The sequence below is a fragment of the Shewanella hanedai genome, from assembly GCF_007197645.1.
Classification (GTDB): Bacteria; Pseudomonadota; Gammaproteobacteria; order Enterobacterales; family Shewanellaceae; genus Shewanella; species Shewanella hanedai.
The window spans coordinates 1-24,535 of sequence record NZ_VKGK01000011.1 but is presented as its reverse complement, the minus strand read 5'-3'; the positions used below and the strand labels follow the sequence as shown (position 1 = coordinate 24,535).

At 45.7% G+C, this 24,535-nt stretch carries 11 protein-coding genes; 4 read left to right on the top strand and 7 right to left on the bottom strand.

Going from position 1 to position 24,535, the window contains the following annotated elements; genetic code table 11:
- Positions 1-181 precede the first annotated feature (181 nt).
- On the top strand, positions 182-1,390 hold the full coding sequence (locus FN961_RS10575; protein WP_144040153.1) for a class I SAM-dependent methyltransferase: 1,209 nt from the start codon (positions 182-184) through the stop codon (positions 1,388-1,390).
- A 33-nt stretch (positions 1,391-1,423) separates the two neighbouring features.
- Here the strand turns inward: FN961_RS10575 and FN961_RS10570 are convergent, their stop codons facing one another.
- The 7 genes from FN961_RS10570 to FN961_RS10540 form a co-directional block, all read right to left on the bottom strand.
- Positions 1,424-2,233, bottom strand: a complete 810-nt coding sequence (locus FN961_RS10570; protein ID WP_144040152.1) for a regulatory protein RecX — start codon at positions 2,231-2,233, stop codon at positions 1,424-1,426.
- A gap of 135 nt (positions 2,234-2,368) precedes the next feature.
- Positions 2,369-3,013, bottom strand: coding sequence for a DUF4386 family protein (locus FN961_RS10565; protein ID WP_144040266.1), 645 nt, complete (start codon positions 3,011-3,013; stop codon positions 2,369-2,371).
- A 215-nt stretch (positions 3,014-3,228) separates the two neighbouring features.
- Positions 3,229-4,863, bottom strand: a complete 1,635-nt coding sequence (gene pfaD, locus FN961_RS10560; protein WP_144040151.1) for an eicosapentaenoate synthase subunit PfaD — start codon at positions 4,861-4,863, stop codon at positions 3,229-3,231.
- A gap of 83 nt (positions 4,864-4,946) precedes the next feature.
- Positions 4,947-10,814, bottom strand: coding sequence for a hotdog fold thioesterase (locus tag FN961_RS10555; protein WP_144040150.1), 5,868 nt, complete (start codon positions 10,812-10,814; stop codon positions 4,947-4,949).
- Complete coding sequence (locus tag FN961_RS10550; protein ID WP_229814674.1) at positions 10,814-13,096, bottom strand: PfaB family protein; 2,283 nt, start codon at positions 13,094-13,096, stop codon at positions 10,814-10,816. The genes FN961_RS10555 and FN961_RS10550 overlap by 1 nt, the downstream gene beginning before the upstream one ends.
- Positions 13,096-21,111: a type I polyketide synthase gene (locus tag FN961_RS10545; RefSeq protein ID WP_144040149.1), complete on the bottom strand. Its 8,016-nt coding sequence runs from the start codon at positions 21,109-21,111 to the stop codon at positions 13,096-13,098. The genes FN961_RS10550 and FN961_RS10545 overlap by 1 nt, the downstream gene beginning before the upstream one ends.
- On the bottom strand, positions 21,111-21,977 hold the full coding sequence (locus tag FN961_RS10540) for a transcriptional regulator (RefSeq protein ID WP_144040148.1): 867 nt from the start codon (positions 21,975-21,977) through the stop codon (positions 21,111-21,113). Before FN961_RS10540 ends, FN961_RS10545 begins: the two co-directional genes overlap by 1 nt.
- 487 nt (positions 21,978-22,464) lie before the next feature.
- Here FN961_RS10540 and FN961_RS10535 point away from each other — a divergent pair, with 487 nt between their 5' ends.
- From FN961_RS10535 to FN961_RS10525, 3 genes are all read left to right on the top strand, one after another.
- Positions 22,465-22,848, top strand: a complete 384-nt coding sequence (locus tag FN961_RS10535) for a Cif family virulence factor (RefSeq protein WP_144040147.1) — start codon at positions 22,465-22,467, stop codon at positions 22,846-22,848.
- Between the two features lie 247 nt (positions 22,849-23,095).
- Positions 23,096-23,635 (top strand): RNA polymerase sigma factor SigZ, encoded by a 540-nt coding sequence (gene sigZ, locus FN961_RS10530; RefSeq protein ID WP_229814818.1) that lies wholly within the window; start codon positions 23,096-23,098, stop codon positions 23,633-23,635.
- 241 nt (positions 23,636-23,876) lie between these two features.
- Positions 23,877-24,503, top strand: a complete 627-nt coding sequence (locus FN961_RS10525; protein ID WP_144040146.1) for an aminotransferase class I/II-fold pyridoxal phosphate-dependent enzyme — start codon at positions 23,877-23,879, stop codon at positions 24,501-24,503.
- The last annotated feature ends 32 nt before the right edge of the window (positions 24,504-24,535 follow it).

Here is a 24,535-nt window from a genome sequence, read left to right as displayed (position 1 = left end):
TCTCTTAGTACATAACGTAAATAAACGGGCTTTGTTAATAGGATTTAAATTGTGAAAAGCGCTCGAAAATCATTTGGGCGTATTATGCATAAAGACATGGTCTAGAAGGATTTTTTCGTTTATGTTGGTGTAATTGGATTTCCCACTAATTTGATTAATTGACAGCATCTGGAGACGGACCTTGGATCAGACGACCAGCAAAGTAAAAGACATGTATGAGCAATACCCATACCCATCAGGCGAGCCGACTATCAGGCCAGGTTTCGATATCAGGTTGCTGTTGAGCTATGTCGCGCTGAAACGAGACTCAAATAGGCCGCTTGAGGTATTGGATGCTGGCTGCGGTCGAGGCCCCGGTGTTATCGGTGCGGCTTCATTGCAACCCAAAGTGAACTTCACCGCGATTGATATCAACTCTGTGGGTTTAGCGGAAGCAAGGGAAAACGCAAAAGCGCGTGGGTTGACCAATATTAATTTCATTCAAGCGGATTTGATGACTTTAGAGGGGGTAGATGTACCGGAAGGTGGCTTTGATGTTATCTACTCCTCTGGTGTGCTGCATCACTTAGCTGATCCGCAAGTTGGGTTGAATAATCTCACCAAAATTTTAGCGCCTCATGGCGTTATATCGTTAATGTTATATGGCAGCTTCGGACGTCAGGCGCTGTATCGATTAATTGAAGGCATTAATATCCTCTCTCCTAAAGATGATCCTATTGAGAGTCGCATTCCCATTGGGAGGCTTCTTTCTAAAGCGGCCGAGGAAACCATCTTTAAAGATACCTATTTGAAAAGTACCTACCTAAATCCAGACGTTGAATTTGTTGATACTTGCTTGAATGTCAATGAAGTAAGCTATGACATCGCTGATTTATGGCAGTTCATCGAACAAGCCAATATGAAGTTTGTACGCTGGGTAGAACCTGATGTTTGGTCAATCGAGAAACGTTTTAACGATCCTGAGTTACTGGATAAGTTGAGGGAGCTGAGTGAGTTTGAGCAATATCAAGTTATCGAACGATTATTTGAAATACCTAAACTTGATTTCATTATCTGTGGAGCTGGCAATAATGCTCGCGAACGGATAACCGCTGCTGAAATTGGAAGTTGTACTTTGGTCGTCAATCCTGAAGCCTCTTTTTTCATCGAGAAACGTAATCAAGATCAAGCTCAACGTATAGAGAGTGTCGGTTATAAGGTGAGGCATAGAAAGGAGCAAGGTGTGAGTGATCCTATTCTTGCTCAACTGATATTACTACTTGCTGATCAAACGATCAGTTTCAGTGGTGAAGAGTTGATCAAAGTGCTGAGCCAAAGTGGTGTCGATAGAGAGATTGCTAGTGAGGTGATTTTAGATCTCCTCGACGAAGAGATTATCTTTATTCCATAAACTTGCTGGTGGTTTAACGTGTAATAAGGAAGGTTATTCATCATCGGGATTCATCGCCTCTTTTATTTCATCACTGCCAAACCCTTTGCGAGATAAATAGGCGTAAGCTTTCGACTTTTCTTTGTAGTCTGATAAGTCATAACGTTTTTTAGCCAGTTCATTTTTACAGCTTTGATAAAAATCGACATCCTCTGTTAATGTTAACTGGTACAAGGTTTCTTCAAAGTCAGTGACATCAATCAGCCGCTGTTTGAGTTCTTGTAGAATGAGGGTTTCGCCTTTGCCTTTGTTGAATAGCTTGATGATCTCAGTGGTTAAGTCGACTTTATCTGCTTTAACCGCTAATTTGCTGCGCAATGTGTCACGTTCAGGATGTTGTGATAAAGCATGATCAATTTCAGCACGAGAAAACCCTTTTGTGGTCATTTGTGAATAGACTTTCTCTTTGTTGGTGCCATGGAAGTGCTCAAACTTACTTAGCAGTCTAGATGTTGCCATTGCATAGGCATCGACATTTTGCTCGTCCATCACTTGTTCTAAAGCGGTATCAATTTCTGCAGCAGTTATACCTCGTAGCTGCAATTTACGTTTTATTGCGCCACTGCCGAGTTGATTACTAAAAGCCAATTCACAATAGCGTACAGCAAAGTCGAAGTTATTCTTTAGGTAACCGTTCTCTATGAGTTTAGCGAGTACAATATCAATCCATTCTTGGTTTTCGGTTTTACGCTCAAGCTTGGTGCGGATTTCGTTAATGGTAAAATCTTGCTGTCCAAGGTGCCAGTAGGCGCTATTAAAAACGTTATCGATGGTTTTGGCTTGACGAAGTGGTGTGCGCTGCATAAAAGTGATCTTAACTGAAAAGTGACCCAAAGCAGTGTAGCAGAACACTCGGTTGTAGAGTACGTACTAGAGGCAATGTTATGTTGGACATGAATTCAAGGTTTTAAGCTCAGCCTAAAACCTCTTCTTGGCTTGTTAGTGTTCGCGACTTATTAACATGGTTACACCTAACCAAGAAAACCATATGATTTGAGTTAGACCGAATATTTCTGTCAATATTTCAGCGGGGTAAATAGTGAAAATACCAGCAAAACCAACAAATATGCCGAAATAGTTTAATGGTGTTGAAAGCTCGTTAGTTTTTAAAGCGGCGATACTCAATAAAAACACCCATAACCCACCTACAACTTCATTTCCGCCCCCTAAACCCTCAACGATAGTACCTATCACTATCCAGACCGTCATAGCTTGCTCAGCGTCTTTGGCTGACAGACTGATTACCGTATTTAGTCCTATGTTTGCAATCATTCCACTTGCAATGACGAGACCAACCCAAATCAGACCGAAAGTAGAAGCGGTTTGTGATAACACAGGGGCTTTGGTTTTAAGGCGTTGGTGAAGGGCGATAACTAACACTGCCAAAAAACATCCAAAGATGACATACATGCATAAATTAACGATGGACAGAATGGTTTGATTATCCGCTAGAAAAGCAAACTTTTGAATATTATCAGCGCCAACAGGGTAATCCCAAAATACGCCAAAAAAGACAAAAGCTGATATGTAAATGGCAGCCTCAAAAAGTGCTGCAACCCCACCTATCCTTTGTAAGTTATTCATCATTTCACTCTTTTTATTAGCCAAAATAGTAAGCTAACACGAAGTCATAAACGCCCACGACTTCAATGTGTAACAAAAGCTTAAAGTCAGTTGGCTGGAATGTTGAGGAAGGGGATTTTTGACTGTTTACAGAAAAGCCATTGGCATTATTCATGCTCAATGGCTTGTTGATTTTATCCTACGGTAAAACCTGCTTTATTTAGCTCAAGCAGGGCTTAAGCCATTCGTTGCGTTGGCTTCCAGCGTAGCAGCTGAGTTGGCAATTTAACCCCTTGTGAGGTTAATGAGTTAATTCGGTTAAGGTAGGCAGCGCCGTACATTAAGTGCTTAGCCAAATCGACGGCGTTGCGGTCTTGATAGTTATCTAAATAACTGCCTTTAGCCCACTGGTTAAATGCACCGAGTGCTGGACCTGCCCAGATCTGGTAATCCATTTCACGGCCGACTTCGCCAGAGTTTGACCAACGGCTAGAAAGTCCGAGATACCAGCGGAAAATAAGTGCCATTTTACGCTTTGGGTTACCTTCAGCGCGTTCGATCTGTTTAGGATCGCGTTCATTAAAGTGGGCGACCGTACCTGCCCAAATATCATCAAGGCTTGAGCGGAACACTTGCTTTTCAAGTTTTTCACGCTCTTCAGTCGGGATAGACTCGATAGAGTCATAACGGGTGTAAAGCTCGTACAGTTTGTTAGCGCGCATAGGGAACAGGGTACCGCGCTTAACCACTTGCAGCTTAACGCCCATCTCGAACATGTCTGCGGCCGGAGCCATCGTCACGTCGGCCATCTCTGTGGTAGCAAGTAATTTTCGAGTGTGCTCGCTAGCGCCAGCTTCAACACACGCTTGGTTGATAGAACCTGTGACAATGTAGGCTGCGCCCATATTGAAAGTCGCTAAAGCCGCATCGGGAGTACCGACACCGCCACCACAACCGACACGAATAGGCGTGTCGTATTGGTATTTAGCTTGTATCTCATCTTTAAGTGCCAAAATCGTTGGAAGTAAAGTGACTAAAGGACGATTATCGGTATGACCGCCAGAGTCAGCTTCTGCCGTCACGTCATCGGCCATGGGCACAAGTTGAGCTAGTTCCATCTGCTCAGGGGTTATCGCGCCTTCGTCGACCAGCTTTTGTAGCATTTTAACGGGGGCTGGCATCATGAATTTTTCAGCAACTTCAGTACGGCTGACTTTGGCGATAACTTTGTTGGCAACCAAAATATTCCCGTGACCGTCACGGCTTAAACCCGCGGCGCGGTAGTAGACAATTTGTGGCGTTAGGCCTAGAAATGCAGACGCTTCAACGGTGCGCACTTTATGCTTTAAAAATAGCTCTACGCTGCCACGCTCTAATGCTGGCTCGCTTGGGCTATGGATAAGGTTGAACATGTAAGGGCCGTTTGGCAAGGCCGTTTGAATGCGGTTGATTGCTGCTTCAACGCGACTTGGAATAAGACCTGCAGCGCCAAATGAGCATAGAATACCAGCTGTACCTAATGCAATCACTAGCTCTTCAGATGAGATGCCATTTGCCATCGCGCCAGCATAGTAAGCGTATTTTACTCCGTGAACTCGGCGGAAATTACTGTCACCTAAGCTTTCTGTCCCTAAAGCAGGGGCAAAAGCACTGACGGGTAATGAAGTCGTGTTAGCGGCTTGTACATCATCTGAAACAATTTGTGCGGTTTGCGCAAGGCCGAAGCCTTTCTCACTGTGATTCACGACGTAACAGCCGCGACTGAAATCTTTGAGTTGCTGTTCTATCCCATTCACATCAAAGCTGATGTCGGCATCGGTAACTGACCAAGGCCATGGAGAGTGTATTTTACTTACTGTCGTAGGATTCATTAAATTTAAGACCCTTAAATAAGTTAGAGACTTTAAGTCTCTAACTCTTTGTTATTTTTAATTCAAGCAAAAAAGCGCAGCTTTTAGGCTTCTTCGATTGAGATCGCGATATCAAATACTTCGTATATGCGCAGGCCGTCTTTACTGAGACTTGCGTTACCTGTGATCACTTTCTTGCCATCGACATCTTTAATGGAGGTAATGCTCACATCCATCGACATCTGCTTGTTCAGTGGGTTGATTTGGCCACGGTACTTCCACTTAATATCAGACAGTATCTGACCAAATTTTGGATTTTTAAATCCAGCACCCAAATCTTTACTGATGGCGTAAGTTTGCATGGTTTCTATAATCGCTTCAACACCTAAGGAGCCTGGCATAACCGGATCTTGGTGGAAGTGGAACTGGAAGAACCAATCACTTGGGTCAATCGTTCGCTCGGCGTATAAGTAACCTAATCCCTCAGTACCGCCATTGTCGACGATCTCAACACTGTCGATAAAGTTGAGCTGACCACCGGCTAAACGGTAGTGTGGTTGACCTACTGGGGCGTTAAAGTGACGACTGCTCTTGTCGAGTAAATTCACCTTAGTATCAGCGGTAATGCCTTTTGATACATGCCATGGTTGAGTGACTTTGCCGTTATCGAGTCCAAGCTGATCTTTAAGCGCATCACCTTTAAAGTAACCGAATACCGCTTTACCTTCGTAGAAGGGAATACCATCAGTGCTTAGCTCGAAGCTGAAGCTCTGAATGATGTTAGTTCCCGCCATTACCGTTGACAGTAGACGAGAATCATTGCGTATTGTTTTACCACGCAGATCAACATTGCGTAACATCTTACCGTTACCATCTAAGTTACGGAAGAACAGCTCAAGTCCTGGGAAACCAAGGGTGGTGCCCATGTAACCTGAGATAAAACCATTTGGCTGCAATGAAATCTCCATCAAAATGGAGTAAGGCATGGTGGCTTCGTGGCTATTCTTATCAAAGTACCATGCATCCTCTGGCACTTCATATTCTGCGATACACGATGATGGCTTCTTGAATTCACCGCGCTTACCGTTAACTTCAATCACTCGAGTCGTCACTTGCAGATCGCCACAAGGAGTACGTGGTGGGATCATGCCGCGGTAGATTGAAAATTCAGGGCCGAAACAGTTTTCGATATTACCAGTGGCAAACTCAAACATGTGATACGGCGTAAATGGCACGGTATCAGGTACACGGTTTGGGTAATCCGGCGTGATAGGCGCTTCAACGTGTGAGATTGGAACCACACCCTTGTTGGGCGCTTTTGTCAGATCCGGTATTTGTGCCATCAAAGGCGCATTAGGTCGATCAATTTTCGCTGTACTTGAAGTAGTTGAAACCACATCACTTGAACTAACAACCGAGGTTAATTTAGGGTAACGAGTACACTCATCTTCCTCTTTGATCATTACTCCTAGATTTTGGAAATCAACCACAGGCTTACCATTAAGCAGAATATCGATATTCGCTTTAGCATAAGGACGTGGACTGAAACCAATTTCAGTCACTTCCATGCGGTAGGTTAGTAGGCCTGATTGAGGCAGAACTTGTCCGCGACAACGAACCTGCTGTGAAGCATTTTCTAATGGCTGGAAACGACCATTGTTAGTTTGAGTGTGCATACCAAGGTGCAACATATAGAACTGGAGTAACTGACCACAACCTTCAGCCATAAGAGAGCCTGCCATCACTTGATCACCTTGGAAGTGACAAGGGAAGTACCAGTGATTAGCTTCAAGCTGCTTATGGCCTTCGATTAGACCTAGACCCCAAGTACCGCCATTGCGATCAACCTTGCTGACTTGCTCAATCATCAGGAACTTCTCTGATGCGAAACAAAGCGATGGTTGAGCTGCGCCTGTGTGACTTGGACCAAAACAGCCTTGGATATCAGCGGTTAATAGTTTATGAATGTCACCATAGTTGAAGCTTGATTTAGGGCAATCAAGTAGTGGGTTAAAGGTTTGTTTAACCACTAAGCTGCGCGCTTTAATTTCATCTTCAGTGCGAATGACGCCTTTACCGTCAGCAAGTTCTTCATCGGTGAAGAAACCAGCACAACCGCCGTCCATCTTAAGCACCATCTTGTCGCCAACAAAACACTCGTAAGAGAAGAAAAACAATAAAGTTTCACCGTTACGGGCGTAGTTATTGATCTTAATGTCATAACGAAGAGTGTCGCCACCGCGTGGCAGATCGCCAAGGAAGGTGAGGGTACAATCAAGTAGACGATAGACACGCTCACCCTTGTTTTCAAAGTCGATACCGAGGTAACTGATCAACATTAAATCACATTGGCCTGACTCAACGGCAACCGCCCATGGGATTTGACCATCGACTAAGTATGGGGCATCGACAGGGATGTCATATTCAGTGGTCATTGAGCAAGGCTTATACTCGTTCATGGTTGCATCGAGTTTGGTCACACGCGATACCAGCAGGTAATCAGTGGTCGGTAGGCGTACACGGCGCGAGTAGCTGTCGATGATGGCGTAATCGCTGCCAAATACGTTTGCGATATCACCTTCGGCATATTCAACCAAATCAGCATAGTTCCAGATGCAAGGTTTTAGCATCGGCGTTGGCGCAATGTAGGGCGCCACATTAGCGTGATCTGGTGTTAACTCTTTAAGAGCGGCTGTTGGCTGCTGCGCTAATGGCGCTGCAGACTGCAAAACTTGGGGAGCGACAGTTTGGCCTGTTACTTGTGATAGTTGCTGCTTCAAAAGTGCATCTGCGACTTTCATGCCCGCAGAGCGGCTCTTTAAAAAGGCTTGATGTGCTTGCTGAGTCAACTGCTGATTCTGTTGAAATGCGTTTAAGTCGCCCGCTGAAACATCTATTTTTTGGGTTGGCGTTGTTGTCACCGGAGTCAGCGCTTGGCTCATTATGGTTTTAGCTTGAGAGGTCATTGGATTACCTAATACTGGTGTAGGGCTCACTGATGTTGATGCAGCTTGAATATGTTCAGTGACTTGTTGTGGTGCTATCTGCACTCTTGTTTCTACTGTGGATTGTGCCGCTCTTGCGATTAATGGCTTGTGACGCTTCACTACCGATGAAGCCGTGCCTTGAGCCAGCTTGCTTTGAATCGAGGCTAAGCTTGCTAGTGGTGCGTCGACAATATGTTGATAGATATCGCGGCCACCTAAGGTCACTTGCTTTAATAGTTGATGTTTAGCATCGGATTTAAGCTCAGCGTTTAATCGAGTTGTCAGTGCTTGCTGCTCAGAGGATGTTTGACTGAGAAGTAGTTGTGAAACTTGGTTCTCACTGATGTTGGTCACTAAGGCTTTATTGCTATTCACACTCGATTTACGTGACAGGTTCAGCAGGCCGTGGAGCACACTTGCCATTCCTGTCGCAGCAAAACAGTGGCCAATACGGCTGTCTGCACTCGTGGTTGTCGCGTTAGCAAAAGTGGCGTTTGACAGAAACACGTCAGCGCCAGCAAGGCTACCTGGGGCTATATTGGTTTCAACCACTCCAATGCTGCTTGAGTCAGTGCCCGTTTGTGTAAACAACTTATCGGTGACAGAAGACACATGCTCTGCATGGCCAAAGGCGATAGCATCGATTTGTCCGTAGGCGCTGACATTTGTGGTTTCATCTTTGACTAATACAATCGCACCTGCACCTTCACCGACATTCCAAGTATCACTTTTTATGGCAGAGGTTGGGTTCATTTCAACAGGCGCGATACTGTTTTTCAGTATCACTTGCTCGAAACTACCGGATAGATCCACTGCGGCAATCACGACAGCGTCTAAATGCTCTTGTGACATCAGATTCTGGGCGACATCAATACAGCGGCTCACGGATTGCTCGGCTGCTGAAATGGTGAACGCTGGGCCATCAAAGTCCCATAGTGATGCGATGCGTGATGCCATAATGTTGCCGATAAAGCTGGTGTACTGGTTCAACTTAGCCGCATCTAGCACGCTGTCCATGGTGATCGCTTCAAGGGCTTGATACTCATCACTGCTTAAGCTTACGCCCATGGCATTCAGACTTTCCTGAAGCTGAGTATGCAAGTTAACTCGGCCACGGAACTGGTGCAGTTCTAGCTCTGTTTCCATGGCAACTAACACTGCGACTTTCTGACCTGGTTGTAGCTTGGCATCACGAATGGCTTCATCGGTCACTTTCATCAACATAAGCTGTTGTGAAATTAATCGGTCATCTTCGTTAGGCGGCAGTTTAAAGCGCAAGAAGTCCAGTTCGAAGCTGTCAACATAGGCGCCTTTAGGTGTGTCGCTTAGGCCAAATTCAGCAAGCAGTTCTGTATGCTTCTCTAACCCTTTCCAACGCTTTTGCGGCAGAGGAATAAAACCGTTGCTGTTATTTTCGATGGCCTTATCAAGCTGATTAATGCTGCTTAGTGGGCCAAAATGAGCACCGAGACCGATAACTTTAAGCGCTTGAGTGTCCGGTGAACGAGTCGCTGTTTGTTGGCTCGTGCCAGCGGCTTGTTGGCCTGAGTACGATTCAAGTAACAAGTGTGCGTTACAACCACCAAAGCCAAATACTGATACGCCTGCGTGACGCAAAGTATTGCCCTCTTTAGCCGGCCATGCTTGCACTTGATTTGGCAAGGTTGCAGAATTAAACAAGCCATTAGGTGAAGAGATTGCATCGCTAATGTTGATACTCGGCGGCAACGCTTGCTCTTTCATAGCGAAGATCATCTTCATGATCCCAGGCATGCCAGCCGCAGTAAGCAGATGGCCAAGGTTAGATTTGGCTGAGCCAATTAACGGCGCTTTGCTCCCCGCGAGCTTATCTTCAAAGAAGGTTTCCATTGAGGTGAGTTCAATTTTGTCTCCAAGCGGGGTGCCCGTTGCGTGACATTCGATCACTTCGATATCTTTAGGTTCAATATCGCTGGCGGCGTAGGCACGCTCGAAGGCTTTTACCTGACCTTTCGGATTCGGGCTAAGCACAAATTGACCTTTACCGTCGTTAGACAATCCAACACCACTGACCACGGCATAGATTTTATCGCCATCACGCTCGGCATCATCAAGTCGTTTTAAGACTAATACGCCAGCGCCTTCACCGGCGAATAAACCTTTACTGTTACTGTCAAAGGGCACGGATACACCGTGATCTGGATAAGCATGGAAGATGGAGAAGCCCATGTTGATAAAGAATGGGTCTGCACCTGAAACCGCACCGGCCAACATGACATCAGCTTTGCCTGTGCTTAAGTAATCACAGGCAAGTTTGAGAGAGTAAACCGAGCTGGCACAAGCCGCATCAAGGCTTAGTTGAGCACTGCCTAAACCGAGTGCATCCGCCACTACTTTAGAGGTGTTATGAGCAATCGAGCCATTGGCGCTGTCGATAACACTGTCATTATGTGATCGACAGCTTGCGGCATTGGTTGGATTCAGCTTGAACTGAGCACTGGCTAATTTATCCTGCAGCGCTTTTTCAACCGCGCTGTGATAGATAGGCAAAAATAGATCGTTTGAGCGAGCCGTTGGGAAAGAGAGAGCACCCATGATTACGCCTGTGCGTTGCAACAGGTCGTTATTGTTAAGGGCGATACCCGCATCTTCTAGCGCTTTGCGGCTGGTGTCTAATGCCCAAAGGAAGCTGTTATCGAGTCCAGTTAAGCTTTCTGGCGATAATTTATAGCCTGACGCATCGAAACTGAAGTCTTCGATGTAGCCGCCTTTATCACAATAAAAGCGATCTGATTGGCCTTGAACACCTTGGTAATCGGCACTGTTCGCGCCCAATTTTTCGTTGGTTAAGGTGCTGCGAGAATCGCGTTTGTCGAGCAGATTCTGCCAAAACTCTTGTGGGCTTTTTGCATCAGGGTAAAGCGTGGCTAAACCGACTATGGCGATTTTGCTCTGCTTATGATCGTTAACCGCACTGTGGGTTAAAGACTTGTCTGCGAAAGTCATTAGACTTCCCCTTGTAGTAATGGTTTCGACATGTGTGTTTCAGTATTCGATGCGACTCTCGGGTTTGCGTCGTGCAGTTGCTGCAATGCAATTTCACGATTTAATCCATCGATGAGTGGCTGAACACTGAGTGGGACTCGGTGACTGATAAGTTGTCCTAATGCCTTGAGGAGGGTGGTAATATCTTCACCGCCTTTGGCATTGACAGGCACTGTGCAAACGCTAGCAGTAGCCGATGTATTGGTTTCACTCGCATGATCGAGTTTGACTATTTTGTCGATAAGGGTGCAGTTTTGTCTATCAGCCCCTAGCTCAACAAACAGTTTGGCCCCTTGCTTTTGAGCGCTATGGATAAGCGCAGTAAAGTTTAGGGTGTTGCAGAAAGTGTCGGCAATCGATGTTGCTATAAGCTGGCTATCAAGAAAACCTGACTCATTAACGGCTTGATGGCTATCGACATCAGTTAAGTTGGCAGCACTGATAAATTTAATCTCAGTTGGCAAAGCCGTTTGCAACGGCTGAGTGTAAAACTCAACCACATTGGCGTGTTCTTCCATTGCCGGTGCAGTATGCATCGCCGTGACGCGATTAGCCGCAATGCCTCGCTTACCTAACTGGGTGAGCAGTGCGCGACACTGAGTTTCACATCCAGCGATGACACAGGTATCCCCTTGGATAATAGCGAGATAAGCATGGGGGAACTCAGGTAGAAGTGCTTCAATCGATTCAGCTTCAGCTCTGACGACAAAGCTGTTCCACACGATATCGGCGTCAGTATGACTCAATTGCCATGCTTTACGCACCGCAGTAAGTGGGCCTGAAATTGCACGGGTAAAAAGCGGATCATGCTGGGTTTTTTCAATTAATGTATGAGGATTACTCCACACTCCCAGACTTGCCCACATAGAAGCTTCACCCATTGAATAACCTAAGGCAAAGTTGGGCGTGATATTGAACTCATTGACCAATAACTGAGTCAGCAGGTAACTGCTGCCTACACCTGCAATGGCAAGGTCGCCCAATGGCATGGCAGGTGGTATTTTTGCGTCTACATTGTAGATGGCATCGGCTTGCAACATCGATTTAAGATCGCCTTCACGCTCTAGTTTTGAATAGAGTGATGGGAAATATCGATGTAGCTCGCTAAACATATCGCCATAGACAGTCCCTACGCCAGGGTAGACGAAGGCGAGGCCGCTGGATTGTTTAGTGCCCAAAGGCTCTGCGGTAAAATAGCTGCCCGCTGGCGTTTTGAATTGGCCTTTCTCACTCATCACTTTAGGTAACATGCCAGCCATAACATTTAGCTCTTGCAGTAATGCTGGAAGTGAACTTGCTTGCAATGTGATGGCGTAAATGGCGCTGCTTTTTTCAAACGCGACCAAATTATTCCTCATCACAGTGAGTAAGTCCTGACTGTTAGATGTGAGTTGAGTATTAAGGCCATCAAGCGCGGCTAATAAACCAGCTTGCGTGTCAGCTGATAACACAAACTGTAAACGCTGATGATTCACTATCGATTTTGGCGCAATAAAGCCTGTACCTTGAGCCAGAATATAACTGGTACAGCTCTGGTCGCTCGATAGATTACTGGTGGACGTATTACCAAGAGAAGTGCTGAAGCTAATCGCCGCCACTCTTGCTTGGTGATTTGGGGTAAACCAGTAGTGGCTTTTGGCTTGCTTAGGGCCGAGTTCAACCCCTGCATTCATCTCATCACGTACCGTGGTACGAGAAGCAAGCTCTGTGATTAGCTGATAAACAGCGGCAAACTGTTGCTCACTGGTGAGGTTGTCTTGGGTAACCAGTTTACTCACTGTCGCAGGATCACGTTTAGCCTGATTGAGTGCACCCGCTAAGGTTTGTTCAATACCAGACTCACCTTTTTGCATGGCGCAAAGCAGTGCATGAGGATGGATCCTCATCTGCGCCGCTTTTAACGCAGGCATCATCAATAACGAGTGCTGCTCGGTTGAAAGCTGGACGACTTGGCCGTTTTCTATGGCATCGACGGTGGCGTGCAGTTGTTTTTCAAAACTGGTGTCGCCGAAATCATCAACCTTGATCTTTTTGAGCAGATTGGAAGTTGCTGTTTCAAACGGATTGGTTTCAAAAGAGAGCAAGCCTGAACGATAAAGCTCAGGCTGCAACACCTCAAGTGGATGAGTCGACGAACCATTGAAACTCAGCTCCGTCGACGGCAACACTAAAAGTGCGATGCGCAGCGGCATCGCAACTTTTTGAGGCGCTTGTTGCTGTGAAGCATTAAGCGTTTGATTCACTATTTAGCCCCACTTTCTTTACTTAGAACCTTTGTTGAGTCAGCTAAGAAGGCATCATTCAAACTCTTGCTGATAGTGACTTTCGCCCCTTTCATCATGGTACTGAGTTCGCCATTTTCATGGTAAAGCGCAACATTAGCCTGCAATGAACGACTGGTCGTCTTGACGACTTCAAGTTCGAGGAACCCTTTGTCACCAAAGGCCATTGGCTTATTTGAGATAAACTCACCAATCGTCGAAGGAAGACTGGCCGCCCCGTATTTGAGTCTTGCCCATACCAACATGGCTTGAAGCAAGAGGTCTTCAGCAAATGGCTGAGAACCACCAAGGTGCAACTGAGCCACAAATTGTCCGCAATCAGTATCGCTGACTTGTGGCAGCTGACAACTGGCTAGCAAACCTGAGTCGTCAAAGTTGAACATTTGCTTGATGCCCTGCAAACGTGGCCCATGAAACAAGGTTCCGTTGCTATAAAGCTCACTTGCTGAGGTCACTGGCTTCTCACCCTTTAAATTAATCAATTTAGCGGGTGGAATATCAGTTGAGGCTATTAAAATAGCCTTATATTGTGGGCGACCTTGGCAGCTGATTAACGCATTCAGCTTTGGTTCTTTTGAAACCGCTGAGTGCTCCCCATTTACTACCGTCGCTGCAGGCGCTTCAGGTGTCAGTTCAAGAGTCATCTCTTGCAGGTCATTGGTGTCAAACACGATGCCTTTGAGTAACTTGTAATCGAGCACCTTAACGCGAGAGCCAAGCATTTCGCTTGCCGCTTCGCGCATCCATTGAATCGCACATACAGTTGGCAGCACTGGGTTACCGCCAATGCGGTGGTCTTGAATAAAGACCAAAGCATTGGGGTTTAGGCTTCTCGTTAAAGTGAGAGGCGTTAGCGTAACAGCAGACAACGGGCGCTTAGTCGCAAGACTCTGCGGGATCAGTGCAGCTTGCACCTCACCCGCATTAAGCTTTTTTACAGAAGCGTTCCCTGTAGAAGCATCAGCTTTGCTGGAATCGCCACCTTGCATCGAAGTGCCAATCAGTAGTTGCACGCCAGTTTCGCTCAGTAGTTGCGTAGCAAACAGCTCTGCCCCCGCTTTGAGTGGAATAACGTAGACACCGCGATCGGTAAACATCTTCTTAAGGGCTGGATTAACCATGCCTCCATCCCAAGGACCCCAGTTAAAGCTCATCACTTTAGCTTGTGGGTTACGTGCAGTGAACTGCAGTGCGGCCTTGTTGAGGATGTCGTTAGACATGGCGTAATCGCTCTGTCCTGTATTACCGTAGAAACCTGCAGCAGAAGAGAACATAGCCAGCAGTTTAATCTTGCTAGCATCCAGTGCTGCCAGTACCGCTTTAAGGCCATTAACCTTAGTGCCGTAAACGCGGGCAAGTTCGGCAAGGGTCTTATCTTGAATATGCTTGTCGGCCAACACGCCGGCACCATGAATAAGACCTGTTATCTGTTTGTCTTTACCTGAAAGCGCCGCGGTGATAGCCGCAGTGTCGGTAACGTCCATGCTGACATACTCAGCACTTGCTCCCACATTAGCAAAGGCTTCAAGAGCAGTATTTATCTCAATGCTGCTTTGAACAGGCCAGACAAGCGCATCGACCTGTTTAGGGGTTGGCTTTTGGCCTGTCGCAATAATGTGAGCAATGGCAGCAGATTTAAGCTCGGTAACTAACTTGTTTTCAGCCCATGTAGGGATGGCAAGTAGTTCACTTCGACCCGCTAAGATAAAGTGAGATTGAGTGCGACTCGCAAGGGCGAGGGCACATTCGAACGTTACGCCTTTAGCGCCACCCGTTACCAATACCGTGTCGGTATTATCCAGCTCTGCTTTTGCTGTTTTGATGCTTGCATCAGCAGCAATGAGCGTGACGCGAGACAGGTTACCTTTGGTGTCAGTTGATATTCCAACCTCAATCAAGTTGGTCTGTGCATCAACAAGTTCAAGGGTTATCGCGTCAGCTAAATGTGTAGCATCAACATCGCCAGCCACATCTAATGCGCGGCAGAACACGCTTGGCCACTCGTGGCTTAATGTCTTGGTTAAACCGGCCAGTGCCGCTTGGTTTAGCTCAGCGGTTTGTAGCTGTTGAGTGTTTAAGTAACCAAAACCACCATCGATACGACTGACGGTGATAAAACAATGACGGCCAGCGCTTTCAAGCGTCAGCTTTGGTTGTAACAACTTAGCCCAAAGGAAAGCTTGGCTAACATGGGTAAAGCTGTCATCGCTTAGGTTTAGTGCAGCAGGGTTAGTGGCATCAGCTTCTGGCTGTAGGTGAATGAATCCACCGATTTGACCTAGCTGTTGCTCGATTTGACCGATAACCGCTTTGATACCTGCTTCATCGATTGTTTTTGCCTGAAAGCTAGCGACATCACTGTTAAGTGGTGATTGCGCACTGCCTTTAGGAAGACGAACAACGGCAACGTTTAGGCCTTGTTTTGTCAGTTTCTCAGCTAATACACCGGCGTTGTGACCGTCATCTGTGATCACAACGTTAGTGTCTGCGGCGAAACAGTCTTTAAGTATGTCCGCCGCATTAAGCTTTTTTAGCGCTACCTCGCTGTGAGGAGGAAGCTCAAGAGAAGAGGTAATAGTTTCAGCTACTGACTTAACTGCGCCAGTAACTACAGCACTTGCATTAGTCAGCTTAGAGTTCATGTACGAAACGATTTCACCTAATGTTCTACACTCGGCTAAATCTTCAGGGTTGAGTTCAGGTAGCCCAGGCAGTTCATCTTGAACGGTTCCAAGAATTTCAACACGCTTGATAGAGTCGATGCCTAAATCTGCTTCCATGTCCATGCTCAGTTCGAGCATCTCAGTCGGGTAACCAGTCTTATCGGCCACCACTGACATCATGGTTGCCTGAACTTTTTGCGCGCTCAAGGCTGTCTCAGCAGCACTTGTATTAGTAGAGTCTTCAGCGGCACTAACTTGAGGAACCGCCGCGGCGCAAGAGCCCTCAGCTGCACTTGTATTAGTCAGCTTGCTGTTCATGTAGGCAACGATTTCACCTAATGTGCGACATTCAGCTAAATCTTCAGGGTTAAGCTCAGGTAATCCTGGTAGTTCATCTTGAACAGTCCCGAGAATTTCAACACGTTTAATCGAGTCGATACCAAGGTCTGCTTCCATGTCCATGCTCAGTTCGAGCATTTCAGTCGGGTAACCTGTCTTATCAGCAACCACTGACATCATCGTGCTTTGAACTTTCTCAGCAGAGAGTGAGCCCTCAGCTGCACTTGTATTAGTAGAGCCCTCAGCGGTTTGTGAAGGTAAAGAGGTCGCGGTGCTTGTGCTTGCGACTGTAGTAGATACAGTCGCAAGTTTGTTATTCATATACGCAACAATTTCACCCAGTGTACGACACTCGGCTAAATCTTCAGGATTCAGTTCAGGCAGACCCGGAAGCTCATCTTGAACAGTACCTAGTATCTCGACTCTTTTAATAGAATCAATACCAAGGTCGGCTTCCATGTCCATCTCAAGTTCTAGCATTTCAGTCGGGTAACCGGTTTTCTCGGCAACCACTGACATCATTGTAGCTTGCACTTTTTGCGCGCTCAAGGCTGTCTCAGCAGAGAGCGAGCCCTCAGCGGATGTTGTATAAGTAGAGCCTTCAGCGGCTTTTAAAGGTAAAGAGTCCGTTATGCTTGTTGCTGTTGCTTGAGAATCTACTGATGGTAGTTTCGAATTCATGTAAGCAACGATTTCACCCAGTGTGCGACATTCTGCTAAATCTTCAGGGCTAAGCTCAGGCAGGCCTGGTAGCTCATCTTGAACGGTGCCTAATATCTCGACTCTTTTAATAGAATCGATACCGAGGTCGGCTTCCATGTCCATTTCAAGTTCTAGCATTTCAGTCGGGTAACCGGTTTTCTCGGCAACCACTGACATCATTGTAGCTTGAACCTTCTCTGCGCTAAGGCCGCTAACATTAACTGGGGCAGCAGCGTTAACAACAGGAGCTGAACTCGTATGAGAGCCTTCAGCTGCACTTGTATTAGTCAACTTGCTGTTCATGTAGGCAACAATTTCACCCAGTGTGCGACATTCAGCTAAATCTTCAGGGCTAAGCTCTGGCAGACCTGGTAGCTCATCTTGAACGGTGCCTAATATCTCGACTCTTTTAATAGAATCGATGCCGAGATCGGCTTCCATGTCCATCTCAAGTTCAAGCATTTCAGTTGGGTAACCGGTCTTTTCGGCAACCACTTCAAGCATGGTCGCTTGAACCTTAGCTGCTGATAAAGCGTTTGTATTTGATGCTGGTGACGCAACTGGAGCAACGGCCACTGGTGCATTTTGCACAGGTGCTGCTTGGCGACTCACTTGCGGTGCTTGGGCTTGTGGAGCTTGAACTTGAGTCGTTACAGCTACCGGTGCCGATTGTGCTGGTGCTGCGACAGGTGCAGCGATTGAAGCAGTAGGCACGACTGTTGGAGCTGTATGCACGATAGCTGAAACGGTTGGTGCACTCTGTATTGCTGGCGCATAGGTTTGAGTTGGTGTGCCATTAAGCATGTTAAGTGCAGCAATGTTACTACCAGCCTGCATCTCAAGGAATTGAGTATGGCTTTGCAATGTTTGAGCTTGAAGCTGATGGAACTGCTCCATCGAGCGCTGTAAGCTTTCAGGTATCGCAATACCGTTGCCAGCTAACTTAGTTTGTTCAGTCATTAAGGTCGTGAAAGTCTGACCGTATTGCTGTGGGATCTCTAGGAACTGCTGATGAAGCTCTGCGGCTTGCTGCTGAGCGGCAAAAAAGTTGCTTAGCGCGTCACCACTAACAGGTGATAAAGGTTTATTTTGAGACACTGATACGACACTCTCATTAACTGAATTGACATCAAACTGAGCTGATACTGCTTGGCTTGTAATATTGGGTTGAGATACTTCAACGATTTTTTCTACAATCTTTTCAACTTCGACACGTTTTTCAACGATGACTTCAACAATCTTCTCTTCAATCACTCTTTCTATTTGAGGAGCAAGACTTGTCACTGTTCCCGTCTCTAATGATTTAGCCATTTTAGCGCGAGTTGCCTTGCTAATATAGTTAGCTGCGTTGAGCGTGATATTCATTGGCGATGCTTTAGCTGGGGCTGCAATATCGGCTTGGTATGGGTCGATATTGTCGAGTTGTACACCCGCAACGGCTAATTGAACCGCGGCTTGCTTAAGTTGTAGATCACTATCACCTTTAGGGCTCGGGTTGATAGAGACTGTGCAAAGCTCATTTATTCTATCGCCAAGGGTACCTTGTACTAGTTTTTGCAGAATGTTCTTTGGACCAAATTCGACAAAGATACGCGCTCCTGCGTCATACATGGCTTCAAGTTCAGTAGTAAAGCGTACTGATTGAAGCATATGTTTCTTGAACGAGGCCTTAATCTTAGCGGCAGTATTGTCGTGCAGCGCACCCGTGGCGTTAGAGTACAGCGCACGAGTTGGCTTAGTGAATTTAGCTGCATCAATTGCCTTAGCGAATGGTGCTTGAGCGTGACCCACTAGTTCGGTATGGAAAGCACCCGATACCGGTAAGTTGATCGCCTTGTAGCCAAGTTCACTGAGTGCTTTAGCGGCTTCACCAGTCGATGCAGTTGGACCTGCAATCACAGACTGAGTCGGCGCATTGTAGTTAGCCACTTTTACCCCATCGAACTTAGCGATAGTGGTCTCAAGTGTTGCAAGGTCTTCAGCTGACTTAGTGATGATGGCGTACATTGCGCCACTATCTTGTTGAGAGTCAGCTTCAGTTTCGCCTTTCGGAAGCTCAGCTTTCGTTGCCATGGCATCGCCACGAGCGAAAGCAAGTTTATAGAAGTCGTCAGTTGAAATAACACCAGCGGCACAAAGCGCACTGAGTTCACCAAAGCTGTGACCCGCGACCATGTCGGCATTAAAGCCTGCAGCGGTAAACAACTCATACTGACCCATCGCGATAGCACCAATGGCACTTTGCGCGTTGGCAGTGTTGGTTAGTACCGTTTCTTGTGCCTTTAAGTCATCTTTATTAAAGACAGGCTTTGGATATAAGGTTTGTGACAGCGGCGTTTTGCCATTAGCGGCAAAGACTTTATCTGCGGTGACAAGCTGCTGACGCATCTCTGGGTAGTAACAGGCAAGATCCCGGCCCATATTCAGATACTGTGAACCTTGACCTGCAAACAAGGCGGCCACTTTACCTGTCACAGCACTTGCACGGTAGCTGGTGCCACCTGGTAACTGCCAGCTTACAGAATCATCACCGCTTGTCAGTTTAGCGATAGCTTGTTTGATTGAGGTTGCAAGCTCATCACTTGTATTAACCACTAAACCAATACGCGGCGAATTAGCATCAAGTTCGCGCAGGGCATAGTTGGCAGCGGCATCTTTTAAGTTGAACTCAACTTGAGTTGCAGATGCGGCGAGTGTGTTTAGCTCGTTTATCAGTGCATCTTTGCTTGCTGCGTTAATAAGGAAGCTTTGAGCTACTTGGCGCTGACGGTATTTAGCTTTCTCACTGTCAATGCGATTGTGCTCAGGCGCATACTCTTCCAGAACGAAGTGGAAGTTAGTGCCACCAAAACCAAATGAGCTGATACCTGCACGGCGGGGCGTACCATCAACACGAGGAAGCCATGGACGTGTCTCGGTGTTGAGATAAAAAGGTGAGTTTTCGATATCCAGTTTTGGACTCGGTTCGCTGATGTTAATCGTCGCTGGCAACACTTTGTGATGCAGTGCCAAAGAGGCTTTGATTAGACCTGCAGTACCTGCGGTCGACTTAGTATGGCCGATTTGCGATTTTACTGAGCCCAAAGCGATATGTTGCTTGGTATCGTCACCTTGACTAAACACAGAGCAAAGACCGGCAAATTCAGCAGCATCACCTGCGGCTGTACCTGTACCATGAGCTTCGATAAGGCCTAAGGTGTGCGGCGCAAAACCAGCGTCATCATAGGCACGGTTTAGTGCTTTTGCTTGACCTTCTGGGCGCGGTGCATAGATAGACTTGAACTTACCGTCTGATGATGAACCGATACCTTTAATCACTGAGTAAATACGGTCGCCGTCACGTTCAGCATCTTCAAGACGCTTAAGTGCGATCATGCCGATACCTTCACCAATCATCATGCCTTTAGAGTCGATATCAAAAGGCTGAATGGTTTCATTGGTGGTGAACGCTGGGGTTTTCGAGAAGCTCATGTACATAGAAGGTGAGTTGTCGGTACACACACCACCAGTGATCATCATCTCTGAACGGCCTTCAACCAACTCACTAAGCGCCATACGCATTGCAGCTAAAGAGCCTGCACATGCAGCATCGACCACACAGTTCATGCCACCAAAATCGAATCGGTTCGCGATACGACCAGCAATCACGTTGCCTAATGAACCTGGGAATGAGTTCTCTTCCCAATGCACATATTGGTCTTGGAATTTCTTAATCAGCATCTCGCTGTCAGCGTCACTAATGCCGCTGTTAGAGAAGACTTTCTTTAGTACTGGGTACTGAAGACGCGCGGTTAAGCTATGACTGATTTTTTGTCCGCCGCCCACACCCAATGTGATACCAATTTTGTCTCTGTCGTAACCTTCAGGCAGGTTAGCATCGGCCAATACTTCTTTAGCCACAATCAAAGACAGCAGCTGTGATGTATCCGTTAACTCAAGGATATTTGGCGGCAAGCCAAATTCCATTGGGTTGAAATCAACATCTGGCAAGAAACCGCCACGTTTACAATAACTCTTATCTGGCGTGCTCTTATTCGCATCAAAATAGTCTTCTGGTTGCCAATGTGTTGATGGCAGTTCAGTGATGGCATCAATTTTCTCACTGATAAGATCCCAGAACTTATTTAAATAACGCGAATTAGCAAAGATACTGGCCATACCGACAATCGCGATAGGCATATCTTTTAGGCGTTTATTGAGTCGTGAATCGGCTTGCGTATCCTGCTTTGATTCTGCAGTTTTAGCATTTGAGGGTTTAGAGGTTTGGCTCATTATGAGTCTCCACTGGGTGCCTGAGTATCAGGCGTCTTGTTGTTAGTTTCAACGAGTTCTGTGACAGGGCCATGACTAAACTTGGCACCAGGAAAACGTTGCAAAAAGGTGTGGTAGTTGCGAACAAGCAACTTACGCAGATGAAACGGCCCATGCTTTAACACATTGGCGATATATCGGTTTGTGGCTTGTGTATTGCCATCTTTATAGATATCTAAATAGATCCAATCACTGTCTGGATCGACACCAAGAAGAATTGAAAAGGATTCTTCGTCGGTGAGTTGAGGCGGAATCGTCAAAGACACGATTTGTAATACGTTGTCACTATTGGTATTTGGCAAGGCCAAGGTTTCTGCAAGTGTTTCGTAATGGAGCGTATAGGTTTGTATATCGCTGCCTTGAGTTATCGGCAGCTGATTAAAATAACGCATCGGTACATGAGGGCTTTCGATGCCGTTAATGCGAGAGACACCATAACGTTTCAGGCAACGAGCAAGGCCTGAACGTGACACATTAGGATTAATGTATTTTTGGGTCACGACTAATAATCTGTCTAACGGAATTTTTAACTGATACCTCAGCCCAACGACAACATATTCTTGTAATGGGGTTAGTGTCGTATTGAGATGATGGGGAGTGTTAGACGTATCGATCACGGAATCGCGTTTGCGCCACTTGCGCACAGTCGCTTCGCTAATGTTGAGCACTTTAGCGAGTTGGGACACTGTAAGATCCGATCCTTGGATAAATCGACGCATCTCCGGTGTCGTAGTGGCATTACGGTGCCGAGTCTCTGTGGCACATTGCGTACGCTTATCCGAATTTATGTGTTCCGGATTTGTTTTCTCACTAGCTTGCTCTGCCATCTATTTAATGAGTATCCATGAACAATCTGTTGGGACTTATTGCGACGTTATGATTAAAATTAATCAACAAAACATCCTTATTTATCGTATTTAATCAGTATTTATAGACTAATGGATGAGCAGATTACCTGACCTTATGGGGCAATACAATCACCTGGGACTTAATTGTTTCTCATTCGACCAGTTCTAGCTTACACGTGTATTTTTATTTGTGTTTAATATTTTTATTTCACTCGCCGAATAAACCGTGTTTAAGGCGAGTTTTCTGCCTGTGACTAGGGAGTAGCCCATTTGTTGGGATATTTAACTGTGAGGTTATATTTAGCATTACCTGTTCATCATTAATGATGGAAATATTACCCATGAGTCGTTAGGCCCAGTGCTGAGAAGATATCGAATTACCTGATTTTGCTGTTATCTATTGAAGTTGATTATTCTTTGATGTTACTTTTCCCCAAAGAACATTACTTAATCAATATTGGTGCTTATGGAAGAGATAAAAACCTTGCTTCAATCCTATGGTCAGGCCTTTGATGACAAAGATGCTGTGGCTATTTCAACTAAATATACGATGCCGTGTGCGATATCGGATGCAGATGGTGCGCTAGTATTTAGCGAAGGTGCAGCATTAATTGAGAAGTTTGATAGAAACTGCAAGCGTCTTACCGAACAAGGTCATCAATATTCAGAGTTTGTGATCTCTGAAATTCGTCAACTTGGCCGAAATGTTGCCAAAGTGGATGTTGGATGGCGGGTTTATTTCTCCGATATGTCGAGTGAATTTCGGTGTTTGTACATCATGCATAAAACGGATCTCGGATGGCGGATATTTAGCGCGCAGTTATATGCTGAAGCCCACTCAAAAGGCTAGTGAAGCTAAAGTTTGATAGCGTAGAGTGTTATTGAAATATTGATTTCATCAGCAGGGGATTGTCGGCATTAAGCTTCAAATAAGTTATGTCGAACACTGATCTCCTACTAATAATAAACCTACATTTGTAGGTTTTATTTCCTATCTTTACTATGTTTCTGGTATTGTCGAATTAATGTAATGTATTTTTAATCTTTGTTCATGTTTACGTGACGACGGATTTTAATGAAAATTGACCTTGATTGAGATGACTATGCTAGCTGATTGGTTAAACCTAAAAGAACAACTTAGACACTATGTGCTTAACAAAATTGATGATGTCGATGCAGTTGATGACATTCTGCAAGAGGTCTATATCAAAGCGAGCAGTAACTTGCATCAGCTAAAATCTCAGGACAGCTTAAAAAGTTGGCTATACCGTATTACTCATAATGTGATGATGGACTTCTACCGTGGTAGAGAGATGCACGATGAGTTGTCAGACTCTTATGTCGATGAGGTGCCAGAGGAAGCGGCATTACAGAAAATGGCACAGTGTTTAAGGCCTATGTTTGATTGTCTGCCAGAAAAATATCGTTTAGCGATGATACTCGCTGAGGTCTATGGCTTACCGCAACAAGTAATAGCAGATAGATTAGGTATCTCCCTTTCTGGTGCTAAAAGCCGGATTCAACGTGGCCGAGTTAAATTTAAAGACTTACTGCTGACCAACTGTGATATTGAAGTTGGCCGTGAGGGGATTGTTGATTTTAAACCTAAGCCTCAATGCCAGCACTTAGCTTGTTGATTACTAGCTTGTTGATTACTAGTTTGTTGATTATGAGCTTGCCTAGACGTTAGGTTATTAGTGTTCTAGGCAAGTGAGCCCACCCTTTTACTGTTTTATTGTTATTGTTATTGTCTTTTCTCATTTTCCTGTCTCGATGTTTTCCTTAAACCAAATAATTGTAAAAAGTTTATCCTCTTTTGCGTCTTTTTTTTCTGTTGTCCGTCTTAGTTACATATCGACATTAAACGACGAGAAAAATATGTTCAATGCACAACTAAATAATAAGCAAATCAGCGACAAATTTATTAAGAACGACAGCAAAATGCTCAATCAAGTTTATGGTACCGATGATCTTGTGCCTTATTGGATTGCCGATATGGAGTTTCCTATTGCACCGGTGATTAGCAATGCGATGCAAAATTTAGTGCACAGAGAAACTTACTCTTACGAGTTTGACTCGCAGACGGTGTTTAACAGCATTGCCAGTTGGAGCAATCAGCGTCACCAGCTGGAGCTTAACCCTGAGCATTTTGTCCAAGTACCAGGTGTATTAAGTGCAATAGCCTTGTTGATCAGAGAGTTTTCTGAAATGGGCGACGGCGTGCTTATTCAAACACCTGTCTATCATCAATTTCGCCGTCTAATTGAGTCAGCGGGTAGAACCGTGGTAAATAATCCATTGAAGGTTGAAAACGGCCGTTATGAATTGGATTTAGAGGGTTTTGAAAACCAGTTAAAGCAGGGCAAGGTAAAGATTGTACTGCTGTGCAACCCACATAACCCAGTGGGTCGAGTGTGGTCGGATAAGCGGCACCTGTTACCAAGTGCCGCTCTCCTAAGAACCGTACGTGCAACTTTCACTGCATACGGCTCAAGCCTCCACTAAGGCGTACTATGTTACCCGGTAACCATACGGGT